At 31.3% G+C, this 24,372-nt stretch carries 21 protein-coding genes; 2 read left to right on the top strand and 19 right to left on the bottom strand.

Annotation, left to right across the window (positions count from 1 at the left end; translation table 11 throughout):
- Positions 1–89 precede the first annotated feature (89 nt).
- From LJ207_RS01910 to LJ207_RS01880, 7 genes are all read right to left on the bottom strand, one after another.
- The gene (locus tag LJ207_RS01910) at positions 90–872 is read right to left on the bottom strand and encodes a hypothetical protein (protein WP_229343573.1); all 783 of its coding nucleotides are present in this window, start codon (positions 870–872) and stop codon (positions 90–92) included.
- Entirely contained in the window at positions 865–2,733 is a 1,869-nt protein-coding gene (locus tag LJ207_RS01905; protein WP_229343571.1) for a glycosyltransferase family 2 protein, read from the bottom strand. The genes LJ207_RS01910 and LJ207_RS01905 overlap by 8 nt, the downstream gene beginning before the upstream one ends.
- 134 nt (positions 2,734–2,867) lie before the next feature.
- Positions 2,868–3,815 carry an AEC family transporter gene (locus LJ207_RS01900; protein ID WP_229343569.1) on the bottom strand — a complete coding sequence of 316 codons (948 nt, stop codon included), beginning with the start codon at positions 3,813–3,815 and terminating at the stop codon, positions 2,868–2,870.
- A gap of 92 nt (positions 3,816–3,907) precedes the next feature.
- Positions 3,908–5,413, bottom strand: coding sequence for a UxaA family hydrolase (locus LJ207_RS01895; protein ID WP_229343567.1), 1,506 nt, complete (start codon positions 5,411–5,413; stop codon positions 3,908–3,910).
- A 62-nt stretch (positions 5,414–5,475) separates the two neighbouring features.
- Positions 5,476–6,843, bottom strand: coding sequence for a glucuronate isomerase (gene uxaC, locus LJ207_RS01890; protein WP_229343565.1), 1,368 nt, complete (start codon positions 6,841–6,843; stop codon positions 5,476–5,478).
- 91 nt (positions 6,844–6,934) lie between these two features.
- Positions 6,935–8,455 (bottom strand): tagaturonate epimerase family protein, encoded by a 1,521-nt coding sequence (locus tag LJ207_RS01885; RefSeq protein ID WP_229343563.1) that lies wholly within the window; start codon positions 8,453–8,455, stop codon positions 6,935–6,937.
- A gap of 78 nt (positions 8,456–8,533) precedes the next feature.
- On the bottom strand, positions 8,534–10,072 hold the full coding sequence (locus LJ207_RS01880) for a tagaturonate reductase (protein ID WP_229343561.1): 1,539 nt from the start codon (positions 10,070–10,072) through the stop codon (positions 8,534–8,536).
- Between the two features lie 216 nt (positions 10,073–10,288).
- On the opposite strand from LJ207_RS01880, the gene LJ207_RS01875 reads away from it, so the two are divergent.
- A complete protein-coding gene (locus LJ207_RS01875; protein ID WP_229343559.1) occupies positions 10,289–10,444 on the top strand; it encodes a XapX domain-containing protein in 156 nt (51 codons plus the stop codon).
- Between the two features lie 15 nt (positions 10,445–10,459).
- Here the strand turns inward: LJ207_RS01875 and LJ207_RS01870 are convergent, their stop codons facing one another.
- From LJ207_RS01870 to LJ207_RS01820, 11 genes are all read right to left on the bottom strand, one after another.
- Complete coding sequence (locus LJ207_RS01870) at positions 10,460–10,987, bottom strand: flavodoxin domain-containing protein (protein ID WP_229343557.1); 528 nt, start codon at positions 10,985–10,987, stop codon at positions 10,460–10,462.
- Positions 10,988–11,104: 117 nt separating this feature from the next.
- Positions 11,105–11,653, bottom strand: a complete 549-nt coding sequence (locus LJ207_RS01865; RefSeq protein ID WP_229343555.1) for an outer membrane beta-barrel protein — start codon at positions 11,651–11,653, stop codon at positions 11,105–11,107.
- Between the two features lie 267 nt (positions 11,654–11,920).
- Complete coding sequence (locus tag LJ207_RS01860; protein ID WP_229343554.1) at positions 11,921–13,174, bottom strand: hypothetical protein; 1,254 nt, start codon at positions 13,172–13,174, stop codon at positions 11,921–11,923.
- Positions 13,175–13,252: 78 nt separating this feature from the next.
- Positions 13,253–14,335 (bottom strand): aldose epimerase family protein, encoded by a 1,083-nt coding sequence (locus LJ207_RS01855; RefSeq protein WP_229343552.1) that lies wholly within the window; start codon positions 14,333–14,335, stop codon positions 13,253–13,255.
- Positions 14,336–14,471: 136 nt separating this feature from the next.
- Complete coding sequence (locus tag LJ207_RS01850; protein WP_369414139.1) at positions 14,472–16,088, bottom strand: mannitol dehydrogenase family protein; 1,617 nt, start codon at positions 16,086–16,088, stop codon at positions 14,472–14,474.
- A gap of 22 nt (positions 16,089–16,110) precedes the next feature.
- Positions 16,111–17,178: a mannonate dehydratase gene (gene uxuA, locus LJ207_RS01845; protein WP_229343548.1), complete on the bottom strand. Its 1,068-nt coding sequence runs from the start codon at positions 17,176–17,178 to the stop codon at positions 16,111–16,113.
- A gap of 43 nt (positions 17,179–17,221) precedes the next feature.
- Positions 17,222–18,070: a carbohydrate ABC transporter permease gene (locus LJ207_RS01840; RefSeq protein ID WP_229343546.1), complete on the bottom strand. Its 849-nt coding sequence runs from the start codon at positions 18,068–18,070 to the stop codon at positions 17,222–17,224.
- Between the two features lie 11 nt (positions 18,071–18,081).
- Positions 18,082–18,951: a carbohydrate ABC transporter permease gene (locus LJ207_RS01835; protein WP_229343544.1), complete on the bottom strand. Its 870-nt coding sequence runs from the start codon at positions 18,949–18,951 to the stop codon at positions 18,082–18,084.
- A gap of 122 nt (positions 18,952–19,073) precedes the next feature.
- On the bottom strand, positions 19,074–20,306 hold the full coding sequence (locus LJ207_RS01830) for an ABC transporter substrate-binding protein (protein WP_229343542.1): 1,233 nt from the start codon (positions 20,304–20,306) through the stop codon (positions 19,074–19,076).
- 164 nt (positions 20,307–20,470) lie between these two features.
- Positions 20,471–21,154: a GntR family transcriptional regulator gene (locus LJ207_RS01825; RefSeq protein WP_229343540.1), complete on the bottom strand. Its 684-nt coding sequence runs from the start codon at positions 21,152–21,154 to the stop codon at positions 20,471–20,473.
- Positions 21,155–21,264: 110 nt separating this feature from the next.
- Positions 21,265–21,948 carry a GntR family transcriptional regulator gene (locus LJ207_RS01820; RefSeq protein WP_229343538.1) on the bottom strand — a complete coding sequence of 228 codons (684 nt, stop codon included), beginning with the start codon at positions 21,946–21,948 and terminating at the stop codon, positions 21,265–21,267.
- A gap of 153 nt (positions 21,949–22,101) precedes the next feature.
- Between LJ207_RS01820 and LJ207_RS01815 the strand changes: the two genes are divergently transcribed.
- The gene (locus LJ207_RS01815; protein WP_229343536.1) at positions 22,102–22,917 is read left to right on the top strand and encodes an alpha/beta hydrolase; all 816 of its coding nucleotides are present in this window, start codon (positions 22,102–22,104) and stop codon (positions 22,915–22,917) included.
- 95 nt (positions 22,918–23,012) lie between these two features.
- Here LJ207_RS01815 and LJ207_RS01810 read toward each other — a convergent pair whose 3' ends face one another.
- Positions 23,013–24,371: a PFL family protein gene (locus tag LJ207_RS01810; protein WP_229343534.1), complete on the bottom strand. Its 1,359-nt coding sequence runs from the start codon at positions 24,369–24,371 to the stop codon at positions 23,013–23,015.
- Position 24,372: the final 1 nt, after the last annotated feature.

The raw sequence follows: 24,372 nt of genomic DNA, 5'->3' as shown, positions 1-24,372 counted from the left end.
AGAATTGAAACTTTCTTTTTGATAATATCACTTCTCCTTTTTCAATATTAGATTCAATATATTAATAATATCAATCTTTGCTCATAATGTCAAAACAGGCTGGGGCCAGGCCAATTATCTAAAACTATGCTTTCTAAAGAATTTAAGAAACTATCTATATTCTGATTGATTAATATATAATTTTCTGGTAAATATATATTAATCGCAGTACTAAGGTAAATTACAGTAATTATTACATTGCTTATTACAGCTAGACTATATATTCTTTTTAGTTTTAATGACAGTTCATCACTAAATAAAATGAAAAATATCATCACAAAAAACAAATAGATTATATAAAAAGAAATATCTGTCTTTAGGCCAGTAGTAAAATAACCAATAAACTGCAATAAAACCGGCATTATAAACAAATATAGATATGGTTTATTTAAACCCTCTTTGAAAATAAAATACAGCAGTACGGTAAAATAACTAAGTGCTATAAAAATTAAATTGCTAATCAGATTGGAAGCAAAAGCATAATAATCTAGATTTCCACTGTAAAGTGTAACAGAATTAAAAAGACCATTATTTAAATATATTAAACGAAAGCCATTTCCATAAAGCCAACTAATATAACTTAAAGAAAATACCGCAGCTAATGAGGGTAATATAAAAGTAAAAAGTTGGGCCCAGGCTTTTTCCTTATCTTTAAAAACAAGCTGAAAATAGAAGATAAGACTGTATAGAGGTAAAAGTAATATCACTACCGGTGTTAGAATATAAGTTAAAGCTAGGATTAAACTACCTAAATATAAATAAGCAGTTTCTTCTTTTTTAAAATAAGCGACTAAAAAATAATTTGCAGCTGCAAATACAATTAACTCAATCATTTTCATTCACCTCTTTAGAAGTAAGACCATGTTGGGTTTTTTCCCAATAAAATGGGTTAGCAAATAATTGATACAGTGCTTTCCAGGCAGCTGCTGACTGCAGTAAATAGTAAATAGGATTCAAGAGCGCATAGATTATTAAGCTATAATATTTTCTTTTAAAAACTGCAATAGTTGCCAGATAAATACCTAAAAAGTTACCAAATAGCAGGTTTAAAAGTGAAATTTGAAGTAAAGTTCCATAATAGAATTCGCCAAAATAAGGTGTGCCGCTCAACAGCCAGAAAATAAATAAAAACCAGAAAAATGGAGCTACTAAATGAGTTAAAACACTACCACCAATAAATATCTGGAGAGTGAACCAACCTCTAAAACCTACTTTTTGAATAAACTTTAATGGTTGTCTGTTATGAACCAAAAAAGTCTGCAAATAACCTTTTAACCAACGAGAACGCTGATTAATCCAGTTAGATAATTTGTTATTTGCTTCTTCATAGGTGGTTGAATTTAAAACACCAACTCTATAGCCTCTTGCATTTGCTCTTATACCTAAGTCTGCATCTTCAGTAACATTATAAGGATCCCAGCTTCCTAACTCCCTTAATTTTTCAATTTTAAAATGATTTGAGGTTCCACCTAAAGGAATTGGAAGTTTTAAAGCATCAAGACCTGGCAGCATATAATCAAACCAATAAGAATATTCAAGGGTAAATAATTTTGTTAAAATATTGTCATCTCTGTTAAAATAATTTAAGGCTGATTGAAAACAAATAACTTTATCATCAGATTTTTGAAAAGCCAAATATGCTTTTTTTAACTGATCTGCTTCGGGCATATCTTCAGCATCATAAATAGTTAAAAGCTCTCCTCTTGCCTCTTTAAGCCCATAATTACAAGCTTTTGGTTTGGTTTTGGGAAGACTATCAGGTATATAGATAAAGCTCCAGTTATCAGGAGGAGAAGCTTTTTTAGCTGCTTCAATTGTTTCAAGATCTCCTTCTTCAAATAAAAATAAAACATCTAATTTGCTTTTAGGATAGTCTAAATTTTTAAGGCTCGAAATAAGTTTATCTATAACCTCTGGCTCTTTATAAACAGGGACTAAAATACTGTAAATTGGAAGCTCGTGTTCATCTATACTATCGATCTCTTCTTGAGAAATAAAATTCTTTTTTTCCTGAAAAGATCCCACAATACTTAAAACAAACTTAAAAAGTATAGAAGCTAAAAAGAGAATATTAAAAAAATACAGAAAATATTTTAAAGCTTCAATTGGGTAAAGATAGGCTAAAAATGCTGAGAGAGCAATAATTAGAAGAAAGAAAATAATTTGTCCAGAAGTAAATACTGTTGAAGCAGATTCTTTAGGACTGCGGTAAAATAATCCATTTACCGCTTCATCGACCATCTCTTCTTTAAAAACTTCTTCCAGCATAAATCTAATATCTCTACTTGTTGCTATAATCTTTTGGATCTCTAACTCTCCAAATTCTTCTGTTAAGAGTTCATCTACTTTAGGATTTTTTTGATTTGAAACAAATACCTTTAACCTTTTTTCTTCTAGATTGATGGGGAAAAATTGATGGATAACCAAAGTTTCTACTTCAAATCTATGAGCTAAATCAGGATCAAGCAGCTTTTTGCAAATTTCTAAGTCATTACTACCTAAAGAAAGTTCTTCCTTTTCTGCAATAATATAAAATAGCTCAATCATCTTAACAAAGCCTTCACCTACAAGGATCTCTCCAAGCAGTCCTCCAGATTCTTCTTGAATTTGCAGAGCTTTGTTAAGTTCTTCCTCACTAATTAAGCCTCTCTTAATTAATTCTTCTCCTAAAAAACTAGCTTTATTCTTTTTCATTATCTCTCGCCTACCTTTTTGCTGCTGTATTTTCACAAGTGAATATTACTATAGAAATATATTTCTATGTATTTAAATCAAATATAAAATTATATTTGTTTAATTAATTTAAGTAAATTATTCTTAATAATATCTTATACAATAGCAAAAATTTTAAATATAAAGATAAATAAAGTAATAGAAAAGACAGAGAATAAAGTTGTCATCATAACAATTGAAGCTGCCAGGTCCTGGTCACCATCCATAGCTGCAGTGATAACATAGGAGACAACAGCACTTGGTACTCCAAAAAGCACATAAATCAAAAATATTTCTTCATTCGGAAAACCAAAAGCAATTGCGGTTGAAACTGCCAAAGCGGGTAAAATTATCAATTTAAATATAGTCGCAAAAATTGAAGTCCTAATATCTACAAATAATTTATCAATTCTAAAAGTTGCCCCAATTGTTAATAAAGCTAGGGGAGTTGCCAATACATCAAAATAATCTGCCGTATTTTGCAACATTAAAGGTAATTTAAAATCAACTAAAGATGCAGCAGAACCCAAGATTATGGCAATAATAAAAGGATTAGTAATAATATTTTTTAAAGCATTTTTTATTTGATTTTTTGACTTATTACTTGGATTAGTAAAAATCAAAAGCAAAACAGCCATTATATTATATAATGGAATCACAAAAGCAACTATTAAAGGTGTTTTAGCACCGATACTACCTGTTACATTTTCCAGCAGTGAAAAACCAACATAAATAAAATTACCTCTAAAAGATCCATGGACAAAAGCTCCAGTTTTACTTTTTTCATCAATAGTGAAAATTGAAAGAAAATAGGCTAAAATAACACTAATAACAGTTGCTGATAGAGCATAGCCAATAAATCTAATATCAAAACTTTCGCTTACAGAGCTTTCAGCTACACTGTTAAAAAGCTTGATTGGTAAAGCCAAATAAAAAATAATGAAATTTGCTGCATCAATAAATTCAACCGTGATAATCTTTTTCTTCCTAAAAATAAATCCACTCAGCATTATTAAAAATATCGGTAGAGCTACACTTAGACTGAAAACAAAATCGTCTAACATTTGAGCCTCCTCAAAGCACTACTATTTATTTTATAAAATATATTTTGTTAGTTAATAATACTAAATTTTAGGGAATTAATCAAGTTCAACTTTTACAAAGTAACACCATTTTTAAAAATTGCAATTTCACGATAATCATTAATCTCATTTTTTGTTTTAATTTTTTTTGAGGCAACTTGAATAATATAATCAAAAAATTCTTCTGTCAGAGTTTCCATATCTTTTCCTGCAAGTAATTGGCCAGCATTAAAGTCAAACCAATTTCTTTTTTGGGCATAGATTTTATTATTTGTAGAAACTTTAATAGTTGGAACTGCTCCACCAAAGGGTGTCCCTCTACCTGTAGTAAAGATGACTAGATGGGCACCGGCAATTGTGAGTGCTGTAGTGGCCACAAGATCATTGCCTGGGCTCTCTAAAAGATTCAATCCCTGTCCTTCTACCTGCTCACCATAGAAAAATACGTCATTAACTATCCCAGTTCCACCCTTTTGAGTACAACCTAAGGACTTTTCTTCCAAAGTAGTGATTCCCCCTGCTTTATTTCCAGGAGATGGATTTTCGTAGATTTCCTGATCATGAGATAGAAAATAGTCTTTAAAATCATTAATCAATTTAACTGCTTTGTTAAATGTTTTTTTATCTTTAGCTCTATTCATTAAAATCTTTTCTGCACCAAACATTTCTGGAACCTCCGTTAAAATACTAATGCCATTGTAGCTGGCTATTTTATCAGAGATTTTACCAAGTAGTGGATTAGCAGTTACTCCAGAAAAGCTGTCAGAACCTCCACATTTCAAAGCTATTTTCAGCTTAGAAAGCGGAATTTCTTCTTGTTTGAAATCTTTAGCATATGCAAGCAGTTCATCAAGTAGAGATTCTGCAATTTCCATATCATCTTCTACATCTTGCAAATTTAAAAATTTAACTCTTTTTTTATTATAATCACCAATATATTTTTTAAAATCTTCAATTAAATTGTTTTCACAACCTAAGCCAACAACTAAAACTGCAGCAGCATTAGGATGATTGACAAGACCAGCTAAAGCTTTTTGAGTGTTTTCTAAATCTCCTCCCAATTGTGAACAACCATAAGGATGAGGAAAAGCGTGAATACTATCAATAAGACCAGCTTCAATTAAAGATTGATGTTTAGCTTCAGCTTTAAAGGCCATTTTTTCTACAACTTTATTTATACAGCCAACAGTATTAATAATCCAAACATCATTTCTGATTCCAACTTTGTTATTTTCTCTTTTGTAGCCTAAAAAATTTGGAACCTTCTCAGATCGTTTAATCTTATCAAATTGGGGCTCATAATGATAATCTATTTTACCTTTAAGAGCTGTTTTTAAATTATGACTGTGAACCCATTCTCCTTTTTTGATATCTTCTGCTGCAGCTCCTATTTCATAACCATAACGGATAACCTTATCACCTTTTTTTATATCTTTAAGGGCGATTTTATGGCCAAGAGGGATCTCATTTAAAACTTCAATGCTTTGAGATTTTACTTTTACAATATCTCCAGCTTCTATTTCTTTTAAAGCAATTGCTATATTATCTTTTCGATTGATCTGCAATATTTTTTCTCCCATAGTTTAATCCTCCTCAAAATCAAATAGCCCGGTAGCTGCCGGGCTATTTAAGTTTTATTTATTTATTTAAAAAAAAGATTATATTGACCTTTATAACAAAGGTGATTTACCAGATCAGCTGCTACATTATATGGCATCTGACCTTTATCAACCATATTTCCAACTACATTGGCCAATGTTCTTCTAAACATTTCGGTTCGAGAAGAATATGACATTAGCTTTCTTGAATCTGTTACCATTCCAGCTAAATTATAAAAAAGATCAACTGTAGTAACCTGTTTCAGTTGTGTTTCCATACCATAAGGAGTATCATTTAACCACCAGGGAGCTCCTAAGCTAACTTTAGGAAAAGCCCTACTGATTGTAGAAATTGTAAACCAATGCACAGGATCCATAGTATATAATACTATATTTAAATCCTCACCAAACTGATTAATAAAATATTTTAGATTATCGACTATTTCTATCGAATAATCAGAAATATCTCCCCCGGTATCTGGGCCAAGCTTTTCATACAAACTCTCCCTATAGTTTCTAACTGCACCTATATGGAGTTGAGTTACCCAGTCTTTGTCCTGGTTTAATTTAGCGAACTCTGCCAGCATAAAAGCCTTGAAATCTTTAATTTCTTTTTCACTTAATTCCTGATTATTAAGTCCCTTTTGATAAATATCTGCAGCCCTATTTTTTTCAACTTTATAAGAAATAGGTTCTAAAATACCATGATCACTGGCAACACAACCCATTTTTGCAAAATAATCATGTGAATTTTTTAAGGCAGTTAAGAGAGCATCTAAATTGTCGTGCTGAGAATCATTATATGCTTTTGCCAGTTTTTCAATATATTCAAGCCAATGATCAGCTTCGATATTCATTATTTTATCAGGTCTCCAGGTAGGTAATATTTTAACCCCATCAACCTCATCTGCTGCTCTCTTATGTTCTTCTAATAAGGAGTATGGCTCATCTGTTGTACACATTATCTCAACATTCATCTTTTTTAAGAGACTTTGAGGTTTCATATTGTCCTGAGCTAAAAGTTCTTTAGTTTTCTCCCAAATCTTTTCTGCAGTGTGCTTTGAAATACTTTCCTCAATTCCAAACTGTCTTTTTAAGTCAAGATGAATCCATTCATAAGTTGGATTTCCCGCAAATTCTGGGAATACCTCTGCAAGTGCCATCCATTTTTCTTTATTTGAGGCATCACCGGTTATTTTGTTTTCAGCTACTCCCCTTTTTCGCATTAATTCCCAAACATAATGATCAGTAGCTGCCTCAACCTCCCAAATATCATTCCAATTTTCATTTTCTATAATTTCTTTTACATCCCCATGATTATGAGGGTCTAGAATAGGTAGTTCTTCAATCTCTTTATACAATTTTTTTGCATTTTCACCTTCAAGTAAATAATTCTGATCTAAAAACGCCATTTTATACCTCCTACTTTCTTTTGAAAATGTTTTCATAGTCTTTAATTTTTTTTATTTATTATTTTTTATTAGAAAATATTCTTGCTAAGTCTTAATTATAAAAACCAAGCTTTTTTAAATGTTTAATAATATGCTCTTCAAGTGCTTTTCTATATTCTCTATCATTTTTTTCCCAGAATTGATAAAGCTTATCCCTGAACAGATAATTATTATCTTTTTTTGCTTCTATGATAAATCCATAAGTTATATGCAAAAGCTGTCTAGCTTCATTGTTTTCCAGTAAGTCCGGCAGTTCTTTATCACTTAATTTAGCTAAGTCGGGAATATCAGCTAATTCAGTATTCACATGATAATATTCTTTAGCCTCTTTGTATTTGTTTAGAGCATAATAATAGATCTCTCTAAAAAGTGAGGGGTTATTTTTAGCTACAACTCGGAGAGCTTCTAACCAACTTGTTCCTGCAGTTTTAACATGGACTCTCCCCTTTGTATAATGACCAATAATAGGATAAAGACTGAACTTATCGCTGCCAGAATGAATACTTAATTTGTGGCCGAAACGCTCGGCAATTTCAGCATGGATTTTAAAATGCTTTTCAAATTTATCTAAACTACCAATATAATCTATGCCTTTCTCAAAGCTGCCAACAAATTTTGGAGCCAAACTATTAATCTTAATTCCATTTCTTTTTAATTCATTTGCAACAAAAAAATGGGCTTCGGGACTAGTAGGTAGAAAAGTTTCATCAATAGAAATCTCAAAATCAATCTCTTTTTCTTCCTTTTTAATCAAATGATAAATTTCTTTAGCGAATTCAATCACCTGATAATAGGTCAGCACAATTTTATAAAAATTTATTTTATTGTATTCTAATTCATGGTTAGAACCCAAAACAAAGGTTTTATTTAAATATTGGCTTTCCAGGCCTTCTTTTAAATAATCTGCAATTTCTTCATATTCTGTTTTAAGCTCTTGAAATGTTATATCTTGACTAAAATTTTTAATATAATCAGTACAGTCTAGGGTTATCATTGTATAACCAATCTTGAGAGCTTTTTCTACCTCAGTTTTATTTTTCAAATGATCAGCATCAGCAGCAAAACCATCTTCATAACCTTCTTGGAAAACAGCCCAACTTACATCATCTATAACATCCTTAAAACTTCTATTTGTTAAATTCAATTCTCGAACTGATTGTTGAGCAAAAACTGGCATAACTTCACTTTCTTTAACAGCATCAATATGGCCAGGTGTAGCTAAACCAAGTCTGTCTCCAAGTCCAATACTTGGATTTTTATTTCCCAAAGTTTTAGGTGCTGTATAAGGAAAAAACTTTCTTAGTTTTTCTGCATTCTCATTATTTAACGGGGCTATTTTGGCTTTAAAACCAGCAAATTCTTCAATCTCACCACTAAAAGCTGCAAAGTATTTGCTTTCATTTAAAATGATTAGTTTCTTTTTTTGTTCAACCTTAGCTAAAAAGAAAAATGATTTGCCCTTTTTGTTAATAGAGCGAGGATAAATCCTATAATCTTCGGCATATTCTGCAAGTTTTTTTATAGCTTCTTTTGAAGTTCCAACAAGTTCTTCAGCAAAATCTCTCCATGGCATAATATAACCCTCCTTAAAAGTCAAAGTAACACAGCACTTTAATAGAAAATCTTTGAACTAAGAATTTATTTTATTTCTCTATATAAATAATTTCTTTAAAGCAGCTTTCATTCCTTCTTTTTCGATAGTTTTAAGCTGCTTAAAAGCACTTGCCTCTAGATTAGCTAATTCAGTTAAATCTCTTCCCCAAAGTTCTTTAGCAGCTAAAACACTATTTAATAAATCTGCTAATTCTATTTTCTCATTTTCATACTTTGACCAGAGTTCAGCAAAAAATTCTAAAGCCTCCTGATCATCTTTAATTAAATACTCTTTTCCCTCTCGATATGCTTTAAGTTCAGAAGCCTCTATTTCTGTTCCCTTATAAAAAGCTATTAAAGCAGCCAGAGAAAATATCAGATATTCAGGTGTTTTATTTAACTTTTCAATATGTTCAACTATTGAAGGTAATACTCTAGTTTTAAACTTGGAGGTGGAATTCAATGATATATCAAGCCATTTATGATCTATATAAGGATTTTTAAATCTCTCAAAAATCTTATTTGCAAAGTCTTCTAGTTCTGCCTGATCTGCTCTAAGGGTTGGAATAATATCGTTAAAAACTGCCTTTTTTATAAATTCGCCTAATAATTGATCATTGACAGCATCCCTAACTAAATCAATACCACTAAGATAAGCTACTGGAACTGTTGATGTATGAGCACCATTTAATATTCTAACCTTTGTTGTTCTATATGGGCTTAAATCATCTACCCATTTAACATTTAAATCGGCTTTATGAAAGGGCACTTTGGCTTTTAAGCTTTCATCACCCTCAATAACCCAGAGATGAAAAATCTCTCCTGTATCTAAATTTTGGTCATGATATCCTAATTCAGCTTCTAAGTCATCAATCTCATTAAAAGGATAACCGGTAACTATTCTGTCGACAAGGGTATTTAAAAAATGGTTGCTTTTTTTAATCCACTGCTTAAATTCACTTTCAAGCCCCCAGTCATCTGCCAATTTCAAGATAATTCTTTTTAAATTATCTCCATTACGGTCTATTAATTCCACGGGAAGGATAATCATCCCTTTTTCAGGATCACCATTAAAATATTCATACCTTCTATATAAATATGCAGCTAATTTTGCTGGAAAAGATTCTGGTGGACTGGCTTCAAGTTTATCATCCGGATTATAACTAATCCCGGCTTCAGTAGTATTAGAAACTACTATTTCTATTTCTTCTTTTTCCGCAAGTTTAAGGACCTTATCCCACTGAGAATATGCTTCTAAACCTCTTGAGATAGCTGTCATTATTTCTTTTTTATTAACTTCTTCACCTGCTTCAATACCTCTTAAGTAAAGGGTATAAAGGCCATCCTGTTCATTTAAGTTGCTAATCCGACCTTTTCTAATCGGTTGAATTACCACAGCTCTGCCTTTAAAAATACCCTTTTTATTCATTTTATGGAACATCCAATCAACAAAAGCCCGCAGAAAATTGCCTTCTCCAAACTGCAGTACTTTTTCAGGGTAATCTAATATTTCGGCTGGAAAATTTGCTAATTCGCTGCCCAATAATTGCTTTTCCAGAAATTCTCTATTCAGCATTTTCAAATCTTTTTTAGCCATTTTTATCCTCCTCAATAAGCAAAAAACCTATTTTAAAATCTAATTCAGCTTATGAATTTAATGATATAAGAATATTGGCTAATATACAATAAAATAACTTGTTTTTTTATGCAATCTTTAGCGCAATTTTCTTTTTTGACAAAAGCACTCAGATATATTAAAATATAGTTCGGACTAAATTTAAAAGTAATTATTTTGTTTAGAAGGAGGATAAAGATGAACCAAACATTATTAGCAGCATTATCAGGTTTAATTGTAGGTGGATTGTTTTCTTTTTTAAATCTTCCTATCCCAGCTCCACCAAATTTAGCAGGAGTTATGGGTATAATAGGTATTTACCTTGGTTTTGTGCTAACAAATATGGTGTTTTAAATGAAATTAAAATTTTTAATTTTTAATATAGGCAATTAAATCTTCTATATTATTTTTATCAGTAAAATCAACCGGGGTCTCAAATGCATCAAGCAGCCCCTTTTCTTCTTCATCAAGTTCTGAAACAGCTTTTCTTTTTAATTTCCACTTCATCATCAACATTAAAATCTTATCTTTAAGTGAAAGTTTATTAAAATCAAAACCTCCTCTTAGATAAAAAAATTCAAAATATTCTTGTTCTGCTTCGGAAAAATTATTGTTTTTTACTTCAGCTATAATATCTTCTCTTGCCGAAGATGCTCCAGTTGCAAAAACTGCAATTTTTTTATTATTTAAATTTGCTATAACTTTTTTGATGAAATCAAGACCGGTAATTCCAACTGCATAAAGACTGCCTCCCAATATTAAAGCATCATATTCATTTAAATTTTCTAATTTAGCTTTTTTACCTAAAATAAGATCTGCACTCAATTCTTCAGCTATCCAATCAGCATATTTTTTAACAAAGCCAGTTTTTGACCAATAAATTACAGCTGTTTTCATTTTCGTTTCTCCTTTTTTAAAAATAAAATAAAAATAAGCCTCCCCTGCACTTTAAAATGCAGAGGAAGACTAATTTAAATAAAGATATCTTATATTATATTAATTATAAACATTTAATTAAAATCTCATTCCCACTGAAATAGTGAACTTATCATATTCTACATCTTCATCATCAAGCTCACCATTATTACGGCTGTAAAGAATTTCAGCTACATAATCATTATCTAAGGTCATACCAGCACCTGCAGCATAATATAGACCTCCACTTTCATCTCCTGTAAGAACATCACTATCAACACTTAATGATCCATAACCAAGATGGCCTATCAAATAAACAGGGCTATCAGTTACTTTATATTCTCCAAGAGCATAAACAGTTGTGAAAGAAAAGTCTCCATCAACATCATCAAAATCACGGTCAAATTGGTAATTTAGGCCAGCACCTAAGTTGATATTTTGATTATAAGCATACTTATATTCACCGATGAGGCTGTAACCCATATCAACATCATAGCTATCGGAGTCTGTATCAAAATCACCACCAAAGTCTATACCCAACTTAACCTCAAAATTACCAGCTGTTTGAGCAGTATAAGCCTCTGCCAGAGCTGAAAAGCTAAATAACATTAGAGCCATAACCATTAAAACAATTAAAGTTCTTTTCATTATTAATTCCCTCCCTTTTATTTTTAACTTATTAATATTATTCAGTATAAGCTAAAAAAATCCTTCATTATAAATAATTAATCTTTGGTGAGGCAGAAGCAGGAGAGTTCAAAACTACCTCACCAAAAGTCATCAGCTTTGAACAACAAATATTTGCACTGATATAATCTTATTCCTTTTATTTTCAAGTGTCAAGCTATCTGAATTATTATATATTTTAATACTATTATTCAGATATACAATGATTGTTGAGCAGTTAATTGTTCTTTAAAATGTAATGGTTGTGGCAAGACCTAATTTTAGACTTTTTGCATCATCAAATAAAGCTCTTAAGTCAGCTACTCCAAAATCAATTTTTAAATTAGCAAGATTAAAAGCTAAACCACCTGCTATTTCTGTACTTTCTCTTAAAGAGGCATAATTAACTCCCAATCTTAAAGGAATTCTGCTCTTTTGTCTAAATTCACCCGCAAATGAATAAATATTATTATTTGGCCCATTGTCATAATCAACCCGAGCATATTCGGCAAAATAAGAGGTGTTTTCACTATAATCCATTTTTGCACCCAGCTTATAGATCAAAGGCAATTTATATTTAATCTGCTCCTCAATTTGTTGATCTTCTATTTCTTCTTCAATTAATTTAGTATCATTTTCATCAGGATAATATTTATAACCATCTCTTAGATAACTATTTGCAGATAACTCTCCAATATTCATTAAGGCAAATGCAAAACTATATCTATCTTCCATTTTAAGATTAAGTCCTAAATCGAAAACACTGCCTACAGCCTTTTCTTGATCAGTTCTATCTATGAAAAACTTTGCTTCTCCTGAATATTTAATATCACCATCATCTAATTCTGCTCTTATTTCTCCATCACCAGCAAAATTATAAATATCTCCTTCTAAGTAATGGAATGTTCCCCCCAGATAAATTGCATCAATTTTTCTCTCCCGGTTTTCATTAAAATTTTCTATAAGGTTTGCTGCAACAGGTCTGGCATAACTTAATGAAATATCAGCTGCAGCTGCTGCTCCACCTTCAGTCACATCAAAATTAGCTCTAACACTTTCAGCAGTTATCTCTCCATTTTCAAATGTTATCTGCGGTTCATCAGCTGTTAATATCTCTGTTACATCACTATCTAATTCCATCAATCCATCTGCTCTTCCACTTATCCCAAGGGCAAAGTTTTTATAGTAAAGATGGATACCTGCTGCTGATTCAGCAGCTATAATTAAATCCTCATCTTCCAACCTGCTTTTTATTACATCCTCTGTAAATTCAGTATTATCAAGAATATTATTCCAGGCTGAGAAAGAAGCATAGCTCTTTAAAGAAAATCTATCTTCTCTGTCAGCCAAACCAGCTGGATTTGAATAATAAAAATCATCTCCACTTAAAGTAGCAAAATCATGACCAAGCCCAATTGATTTAGGATTTAAAGCAGCATTAATATTTAGACTGCTGACCAGTAAAAATAAAAGCATAAGTACTATTATCTTTTTATACTTCATAACTTTCCTCCCATCTTAGTTGAAGTAACGTCAAATCTAAATGTTTTTTTATGACTCTCAAATAAATATTAGTAAAGATTAGATTGTAGCAAATCGCAGTTCTGTAACTGAATTAAACTCCTCACCAGCTTTTAAAACAGTTGAAGGGAAATGTTCATGGTTTGGTGAATCAGGAAAATGCTGAGTTTCCAAACACAAGGCACCTCTTTTTTGATAGTTTTGATTTTCCTTAACTGATAAATTGGCAGTATCTATTACATTACCACTGTAAAACTGCAGTCCAGGTTCTGTTGTCCAAACTTCCATTACTCTACCGCTGAAACTATCAATCAATTTTGCAGCAAAACTGAGTTCGTTTTCTTCTTTGTTTAAAACCCAGTTATGATCATAACCCCCTCCAATTTTTAGTTGTTCATTATCAGCTTCAATTCTACTCCCTATTTCAGCTCCTTTTCTAAAATCAAAAGGAGTATCACTAAGATCTTTAATTTCTCCAGTAGGAATCATAAATTGATTAACCGGTGTAAATCTATCTGCATTAATAACTAAATTATGATCTGTAATTTTACCTTCTCCATGTCCTTTTAAATTAAAATAACTGTGTTGGGTCAAATTAAGTACTGTAGTTTTATCTGTCTTAGCAGAATACTCTATTCTTAAAGTATTATCATTTTTTAAAATATAATTTACATTAACTTCTAAATTGCCAGGAAAGCCTTCTTCTCCATCTTCACTTAAATAGCTTAAGCTCAGAAACTTATTGTTATTATTTTTCCTAATTTCAGCTTTCCAGATAACTGAATTAAAACCCTTCTCTCCTCCATGAAGACAGTTTTTGCTAGCAGCAACTTCTTCATTTGTCTGTACCTGATAATGCTGACCTTCAAGTTCAAATCTGCCCTCAGCAATTCTATTTGCAAAGCGACCTATTAAAGCTCCAAAATAGTTTTTATCTTTTTGATATTGTTCATAATTACTATAGCCTAAAACAATATCCTCTTTATTAGCATAACTATCTGGAACTATTAATTTCTGAATTATTCCACCATAATTTGTAATAGCTACTTTTATTCCATTTTCATTTTCTAGAGTGTAAAGTTTAATTTCTTTAAGCTTTTCATCTTCTGTAAAAGTATCTTTAGTTATTTTTATTTTTGACATTTTTACCCTCCTTTCCAAAATTTGCTTGATTTAATTAAATTAGCTGTTACTAACTTTGATTCTACAAAAAAAGAAAAAGCCCTGCAATTTTTATAGTTTGCAAGGCAGATAAAGATATAAAGTTATTGGTACATTTTTAATTCAAATATTTTTGCAGTGTTTTTCTAACCGCACCTTTAGCAGTTATCATTTCTTTAAAAAATCCTTCAATTTTTTCCCCTAAACCAACTTGATATAAATCTACTCCCATCAGCTGCTCACTACTTAAAAGCCCTTTTAATTGAGCATCAAAACTTTCTGGTTTAGCAAATTTAATGCTCTCTAATTCTTCTCTAAGCTCTGTTAACATGGGATCAGGACTCAATGGCATTTTATTTCCTTGATCATCAACAGCCATTAAGTATCTCAACCAACCTGCAATAGCAAGTGGTATAGCTGTTAAATCAGCAGCTTTTAATTCATTAGTAGCTTGATAAGATTTAATAGTTTCTCCAAATCGAATCGCTATCTTTTGTGATGTATCTTTAGCAATTCTTTGTGGTGTATCAGGAATATAGGGGTTTGTTAACCTCTCTTCAACAACCTCATCTATAAATTCTTTGGGGTCAAGAACACCTGGATCCACCACCACAGGCAGTCCTTCTTGGTAGCCTATTTTTTTAATTAAAGTTCTAATTTCCTGATCTTTCATTTCTTCTGCTATTGAATTATAACCAAGTAAACAGCCATAAACTGCCATTGCAGTATGAAGTGGATTTAAACAGGTTGTCACTTTCATCTTTTCTACTTTGTTTACAGTTTCCTGGTCAGTATAAATTGCTCCTGCTTGATCAAGTGGAATACGACCATTAGGAAATTTATCCTCAATAACAAGATATTCCGGTGCTTCAGCATTTACAAATGCTGCAATTTCTGTATTTTTATTTGTCTTAATAATTTCTGTATCTTTAAAGTTGATACTTTCTAAATCCTTTTGCACAACCTTAGAAGGACCAGGCGTAATTTTATCAATCATAGACCAGGGAAAAGCGACTCTACTCTCATCATTAAGATAACCTAAAAATTCCTTTTCTACCAGTTCATTGGCTACCCAGGCTTCTGCAACAGTAAAAATGGATTGATGGAGCTTTTCTCCATTATGAGCACAATTATCTAAACTGCTGAATGCGATTGGAAGTTGGCCGTTTTTAAATCTCTCATATGCCAAAGCAGCAGCTTTAGCCATAATATGATTAGGAGATTGAGGGCCATTTTTAAAATCTTCTAAAATAAAATCAAAAAATTCTCCTTCTATGTTTTTTAAACTATAACCTTTTTCTGTGATAGTAAAACTTACAACTTTAAGGCTTTCACTTCGAAAAATTTCTTTAAGTCTCTGCCAATCTGAAGCAAAAGCTGGATCAGCCTTTAAGCCTTCTGTAATACTAGCCAATAAAATTTTACTTAATTCACCATTAGGATGCATTTTAACCAACAAACTTAAATTATCATTAGGAGCATATACCTTATCAATTATTTCGTAATCATAAGCTTCTGCAGCAATAATACCGGTTTCTGCTGCTCCTTGATTAATTAATTCCTGCTGCAGTCTGGCTATAAATGCTCTAAAAATATTTCCTGCTCCAAAGTGAATCCATTCTGGATTTTCTTTAGTATTATTACATAGGTTTTGAAAATCAAATTCTGGAGTTTCAATTCCAGCAACCTGCCACTGTTCTTTGTCTTTTAATTCTTCCTTATTTAATTTAAGCATTTTTGCACCTACCTTAAATAAATTATCTATTTGTTTTTCTAATAGCTTCCCAGAGCCCATTTATATAGGTTGCCCCCAGAGCTCTATCATATAATCCATAACCGGGTCTTGCTTTTTCTCCCCAGATCATACGACCATGATCTGGTCTTAGATAACCTTTAAATCCAATCTCATAATAAGCTTTCATAATCTCATATAAGTCAAGTGAACCATCTGATGATAAATGAGATGTTTCATGAAATTTACCATCTCCATCAAATTTCAAATTCCTAACATGAGCAAAATGAATTCTACTGCCAAATTCTCTAATTAAATCTGACACACTATTAGCAGGATTAGAACCTAATGAGCCACTACATAATGTCAAACCATTATAAGGACTATCAACAAGATCTAAGATCCTCCTCATATTATCTAGACCTGTCATAATTCTTGGTAAACCATAAATTGGCCAGGGTGGATCATCTGGATGAATAGCTAGTTTAATCTCATTTTCTTCACATACAGGAATAACTTTTTCTAAAAAATAAGCTAAATTAGCAAAAAGATCATCTTCATCGATATCTTTATATTTTTCCATTATATTTTTTAATTCAGCCAGACGTTCTGCTTCCCAGCCTGGCAGAGAAAATTCCGAATTCTCCTTTTCATACTCTTCTACCAATTTAACTGGATCAGTGTTATTAATTTTTTGTTCATCATAAGACATAGTTTCTGAGCCATCTTCAAGTAAGCGGCTAAGATCAGAACGTAACCAATCAAAAACAGGCATAAAATTATAGCAAATCACTTTAATTCCTGCCTCAGCTAAATTTTTAATAGTAATTATGTAGTTATCTATATATTTATCTCTAGTGGGAAGACCCAATTTAATATCTTCATGTATATTAACACTTTCTATAACTTCTAACTCAAGTCCTGCTTCATTTACTTCTTTTTTTAATTCCATTATTTTTTCAAGAGGCCAAAGCTCACCAACTGGAATTTCTTGTAAAGCACTAACAACTCCGGTCATTCCAGGAATTTGTCTAATTTCTTCTAAACTAACACTATCATCATTACTGCCAAACCAACGAAAAACCATTTTCAATTTTCATCACCAATCCTTAGTTATTATATAAATTATAAACTGATTATCCTTTTACTGCTCCTGAAACCATACTTTTCACCAGGTTTTTTTCGAAAATCATAAAGAAAATCACTATTGGTAGTATAGCCAAAATTGTAAAAGCATTTATTGCTCCCCAATCTCTTAAACCAAAGAGTTCAAAAACCCTGTAGTGAGAAACCGGTAAAGTAGACATTGCATTTCTTGAAATAAATGTAAAGGCAATAATAAACTCATTCCAAGCTCTTAGAAAAGTAAATAAAGCAACTGACACTATTCCAGGCGCTGTTAAAGGTATAATAACTTTCCATAGTGCTTGAACCCTATTACAACCATCAATACAGGCAGCTTCTTCTAATGATTTTGGTATTCCATCAAAAAATCCAATTAAAATCCAAATTGCTATTGGTAAAGCATCAGCAACATAAGGCAAAATTAAGCCGAGGTAACTGTCTAATAAATTAAAGCGAGCAAAAATTTGATATAATGGAATTATTCTAGTAACACTTGGAATAATTCTGGGAATTAAAACAAATAATAATAGAAGATGTCTGAATGGAAAATCAAATCTAGAAAAAGCATAAGCTGCAAATAAGCTAAAAACAACTGTAATTATTATTGTTGCAGCAGTTACTAGAGCACTGTTTAACATAAATCTAAAAAATGGCAATCTTTCAAAAATAATTTCATAATTTGCAATGGTTGAAGCTTGAGGAATTAATGACATACCACCTGAATATATTTCTGCTGAAGTTTTAAAAGATGTTGATAAAGACCAAATAAATGGAATTACTGCCCACAAAACTAAGACAATAGTTAATAAATATAATAAAATATTTCTGATTTTAGTTTTTTGTTTATATGTTAAGTTCATTTCTATCCTCCCTAATCTAATACCTTAGTATAAAATAAACTCAAAGCAACATTTAATAAAAATAATAATATTGCTAAAGCAGAACCATAACCATAGTTAAAATGCTGAAAGGCATTCTGATACATATTTAATGCAATTACCTCAGTTGCATTACCTGGTCCTCCACCTGTTAAAGAAAAAATTACAGAAAATTGATTAAAAGATGCAAAGGATAAATAGACTAATGTAACCAACATCATAGGTTTAATCATTGGCAAAGTAATACTTTTAAATTTTTGCCAGTGGTTAGCTCCTGCAACCTCTGCTGCCTCATAAAAACTTTTATCAATCCCCTGTAAACCCGCTAATAATATTAAAACTACAAAAGGAGTTAAACGCCATGTGTTTGCCATAATAATAGATACCATCGCTAAAAAAGGATTACTCAACCATCTAAAAGTTGGTAGATTAACTGCACTTAACATTCTATTTAAAACACCTAATTGTGGTGATAATAGCCACTGCCAGATAACACCTACAGAAACTTCAGAAACTATAAATGGTAATATTATTAGTGCTCTTAAAAATCCACGTCCAAATATATCTCTATTTAATAATAAAGCAATTATCAAGCCAATTAAAAAGGCCCCTATCATCGAAAATCCTACAAATACAAATGATCTACCAAAACTCCCCATAAAAGCAGCATCTTGAAAAGCATTTATGTAATTAGTCAAACCTATATAACTTCCCTCATTAAAAACCGTTACATCTTGAAAACTCTGATTAAAAGCAAAAATCATTGGATAACCTAACATAGAAACAATTATAATAAAAGAAGGTAATATAAATGTATAAGCAATTTTATCATCACTGCTAAATTTTAACTTGGATAATTTCATTATCTGCTATCCTCCTAATTTAATAATACTACCTTTCGTTCAAATACATCGAAAGGCAGTATTATCTTTTAATTATTTAATCTTAGCAACTTAATATTCAATTATTCTTTATCTAAATTATATTAGAATAAAGAATCAATAACTGCCTGTATCTCTGCAGCTACAGCTTCTGCATCAGCATTAGAATTATTTAACATTTCTTGTAATCCATTTTGTATAGCCTGTGACATTTGACTATACTGGGGAGCTGCTGGAATAGCACTAAAGCCTTCCATATCATCTAAAATAAAATCAACCCAGGGTTTTTCTTCTCTATATTCTGGAATATCATAAACACTCAATCTTACTGCTTCCATATAGTCCACATTAAACTCAAATTGTCCAGCTGTATCAGTTGCATATTTTATGAATTCAAAAGCAGCATCTTTATGTTCAGATTGTTCATGAACAGCCCATTGAAAACCGGTAGCAACATTTCTTTTTTCCATTCCTGCTTCAGGTACTGGTATATGAGTCATTTTAAAATCACCATATTCAATACCATTGTTTACTACTGCAGGTGCTATATGACTTCCCATAATAGCCATTGCTGCATTTCCAGAAAGGAATAATCCTCTAGCTTCTCCACTACCAAAAATAACTGTTTCAGGTGACATAATTTCTGCATCATAAACTAAATCTCTATATAATTCTAAGGCTTTAATACCAGCTTCAGAATTAATCTGTGGTGCTTGACCATCAAACTCTCCACCCATTGCTGCAAAAATTGGTAACCAGCCCTGGGTAGTTCCATCATCTCTAATACCTCTCACACTCAAGCCCCACTTATCCTGAGCAGGATCAGTAAATACTTTACCTGCTTCTACAACATCTTCCCATGTTTCTGGAGCATCTAAACCAGCTTCTTCAAACCAATCTGCACGATAAAATAATGCTCTACCGAAGACTGTAAATGGCATTGCATATGTAGTACCATCATATTGAGCAAATTCCCAGGAAGCTTCAATATAATCATTAAGTTCGTCTTCAGTATAATAATCATCAATATAACTATCTAATGGTGTCAAATGACCTAAACCGCCTAGAGTACCTACCCATGGTCTATCTAAAACAGCAACATCTGGAGCTCTATTTGAACTTGCAGACATAATTAAACGATTTAAAGCTTGTTCCCAGGGTACAACTTCAAAATTAATCTCAATATTTGGATTAGCTTCATTCCATTCAGTTAAATCAATTTGATAATTATCTCTAACAACCCAAACATCTAATTCAATAGTTTCTGCTCCAACATTAAGTGAAAAAGCTAAAATCAAGACCATCAATACCCATAACACTTTTGTTTTTTTAAACAATTTACTTCCCCCTAATAATTTATTTTTTAAATTTAATCAAAACTAAATTTAACAATAAAGCCACTTTCACCCCCTTTATTGAATATTGGAAAAAATTAATAATTAATTTAACTTAATTGTTAACATACTTATAATACTAACATGTTAGTATTATAATAAAAAAATTATTTGAAATATTCTGGATGTTCTCTCTTTAAAATATTTGCGTCTATTCTTACTCTCTCTATATGTTCTTTCATGATTTTTTCAACTTTTTCTTCATCTTGATTTTCTAAAGCTTTATATATATCTCGGTGTTCCTCAATTAATTCTTTACTATTGAATTTCTCATTAAGACTAAGAATTCTAAATCTATTTAAATGATTACTCATCTGATCCATAGCATTCCAGATATTACTTTTATGACAGGAATCAAATAAAATTTTATGGAAATTATTATCATGTCTAAAAAAATTAAGAAAATCTGATTGAGATGAAGTCATTTCCTGCAGCTTGATATTTGTTCTTAATTTAAAAAGCACATCTTCTGTCAGCAAATTACAGGCAAGTTTAACAACAGCTTTTTCTAAGGTTTGACGCATAAATTTAGCTTCCTCTACATTATCAAGATCAATATACGAAACATAAGTTCCTCTTTGAGGGTAAACATCAATTAAAGCTTCCTCAGCTAATTTCAAAAAAGCTTCTCTGATAGGAGTTCTACTTACTTGAAGATTTTCAGCAATTTCTTCCTTGCGTAAATTTTTACCTGGTTTTAATCTTAATTCTAAAATATTCTTTTTTAATATTTTATAAACATAATTTTTCATAGATAAATTTTCCTTATTTTCTAGTTCAATAAGTTCCATCAGCTGCTCCTTTCCCCAAACAGATTAAAAGTAAATTCATTAAATGTATACTAACATATTAGTTCAAAATTGTCAAACAATTAACAAATTTAAATCAATTAAAATCAATTTTATTTAAAATAATCTGGATATTTATTAACCAATCTTTGCTGATCTATTTTAATTCTTGCAAGATGTGACTGCATCATTTCTTCGGCATAGTTAGGATCACCTTTTTTTATAGTATCTAATACTCTTTGGTGATCATCAATTATCTTTTTGCGGCTTAGACCAGTTGAAAGCGCTAAAATTCTCATCCTTTTTAAATCTGTACTAATTTGATCAATAGCGGTCCAGATTTTCATTTTCTTTGCACATTTAAAAATAATTTTATGAAATTCGCTATCATATTCAAATAATTTGAGATGATTATCAGATTCAAAACTTATCTGCTGTAGCTTTAGGTTAGTTTCAAGTTCAAAAATTACTTCCTCAGTTCTCTTTTGAGCAGCTAGTTTTACAATTTCTTTTTCTAAAGTATTACGCATAAATTTTGCTTCTTCAACATTATCAAGATCAATATATGAAACATAAGTTGCTCTTTGTGGATAAACATCAATTAGAGCTTCTTCTTTAAGTTTAATAAATGCTTCTCTAATTGGTGTTCTGCTAACATCAAATTCTTTTTTAATTTCTTTTTTGACTAAACGAGTTCCGGGTTTTAATTTCAAATATATTATATTCTTCTTTAAAACATTATAAACATAATCTTTCATCTTAAGCTTATTATATTCTTCATGTTTTAATAGGTTCATTATATCAGCCCCAATCTTAACTACTATAATAATATATTACCATATAGAAGATTAACTCTCAAAAATATTTAATTAATTTTTATAAAGGAATTTTAAACTTTAAAGATAAATATACCATTAGGAGTTAATTTAATTCAAAGGGGGAGTAATTAAATGCATAATAGTGAATATCTGAAAACTTTTGACGGGAAAAAGATGTTTTTTCGTAGAGATTTAGTTGATGATCCAAAAGCTGTAATTGTTATAGTACATGGCTTAGATGAGCATCAAGGTAGATATGATTATCTGGCTGGTCGCTTTAATGGTGAAGGTTTTTCTGTTTATAGGTTTGATAATAGAGGCCATGGACGCTCTGATGGTAAACAGGCCTATTTAGAGGATTTTAATATTTATTTAGATGATGCTGATACTGCAGTCCAAAAAGCCAGCAGTGAAAACCCAAATTTACCGATATTTATGTTGGGGCACAGTATGGGTGGTTTTATTGCTGCAGGTTATGGAATTAAATATCCTGATAGCCTAGATGGTCAAATTTTAACAGGTGGATGGACAAACAAAACTGATGCATTTGCTGAAATAGATAAAATGAGTTTAGAAGATAATCCAGAACTCAAACTTCCCAATGAATTAGGAGATCTAATCTCTAGATCTAAATATGTTGTCGACGATTATTTAAAAGATCCTTATGTATCAGAATATACTACCTTAAGATTAATGAAAACTATGCTTGATGAAGGCATCCCCTGGCTGGTAAGTAATTTAAACAAGTACAGCTATCCTGCTTTGATCTTACATGGTGGTGATGATCAAATAGTAGATTCTTACTGCTCAGAAGAACTTTATAAATTAATCTCTTCTGAAGATAAAGAATTAAAAATTTATGATGAGCTTTACCACGAAATTCTAAATGCGCCAGAAAAAGAGGATGTAATTATGGATATCCTTAACTGGATTGAAAATAGAATTTAGCAAATAGTTACTTTTCTCAGATAAAAAACTCCCTTTAGATAAAAGCTTTTTCTGAGCTCTTATCAAATAAGGGAGTTGATTTTTTATTCAAAATATTAATTTTTAAGACTGTGCAGTGGAGCAGGAATTCTGCCACCTCTTTTAATAAATTCACTGCTGGAATATTCGCTAACTTTCATTATGGGAGCCCGACCAAATAACCCTCCATAAACTACCTCATCACCTACATCTTTACCTGGTACAGGTATGATCCTAACAGCAGTAGTTTTATTATTAACCATCCCAATTGCAGCTTCATCGGCAATTATAGCAGAAATAGTTTCTGCCTTTGTTTTGCCGGGGACAGCAATCATATCAAGTCCTACTGAACAAACTGCAGTCATTGCTTCTAATTTTTCTAAATTGAGAGAACCATTTTCTACTGCTTCTATCATTCCTGCATCTTCACTTACTGGAATAAAAGCACCACTTAGGCCTCCCACATGAGAAGAAGCCATAACCCCACCTTTTTTAACTGCATCATTTAATAGAGCCAAAGCGGCTGTTGTGCCGTGAACACCACAACTTTCTAAACCCATTTCTTCTAAAATTCTAGCTACACTATCTCCAACTGCTGGAGTAGGAGCTAAAGATAAATCAACTATTCCTGGTGTTACTCCAAGCATTTCAGAGGCTTCATTGGCAACAAGTTGACCCATTCTGGTAATTTTAAATGCACTTTTTTTAATAGTATCAGCAACTACATCAAAGCTTTCTCCCTTAACATTTGCTAAAGCAGATTTAACAGCACCTGGGCCAGAAATCCCAACATTAATCATACATTCTCCTTCTCCTACCCCATGAAAAGCTCCAGCCATAAAAGGATTATCTTCAGGAGCATTAGCAAAAATAACCAATTTACTTGCTCCTACCCCACCATTATCAGCTGTTAATTGAGCAGCTTCTTTGACTATTAGACCCATATAAGCAACTGCATCCATATTCAAACCTGCTTTTGTAGTACCTATATTAACTGATGAGCAGACCCGTTCGGTTTGAGCTAATGCTTTCGGAATAGAAGCAATTAATTTTCTATCAGCCTTAGTCATTCCTTTATGTACTAAAGCAGAAAAACCCCCTATAAAATCAACTCCAACTTCTTTTGCAGCTTTATCTAAAGTTTTAGCAAATTTTAAATAATTATCCTCATCAGAAGCTGCAGCTACAAGTGAAATAGGAGTAACTGAAATCCTTTTATTAATTATCGGTATATCATATTTTAATTCAATAGCTTCAGCTACACTAACAAGTTCCCCAGCATAATCAACTATTTTATTATAGATCTTTTCTCTAGCTTTATCTCCATCACTATCAGCACAATCACTTAAAGATATTCCCATAGTAATTGTTCTAATATCAAGCTTCTCTTCTTCTAACATCCTAATTGTTTCCATTATTTCATAATTATTTATCATT

Source organism: Halanaerobium polyolivorans (assembly GCF_020711195.1).
Taxonomy (GTDB): domain Bacteria; phylum Bacillota; class Halanaerobiia; order Halanaerobiales; family Halanaerobiaceae; genus Halanaerobium; species Halanaerobium polyolivorans.
Note: the sequence above shows the minus strand (reverse complement) of the source record. Positions and strands in the feature narration are given on the sequence as shown.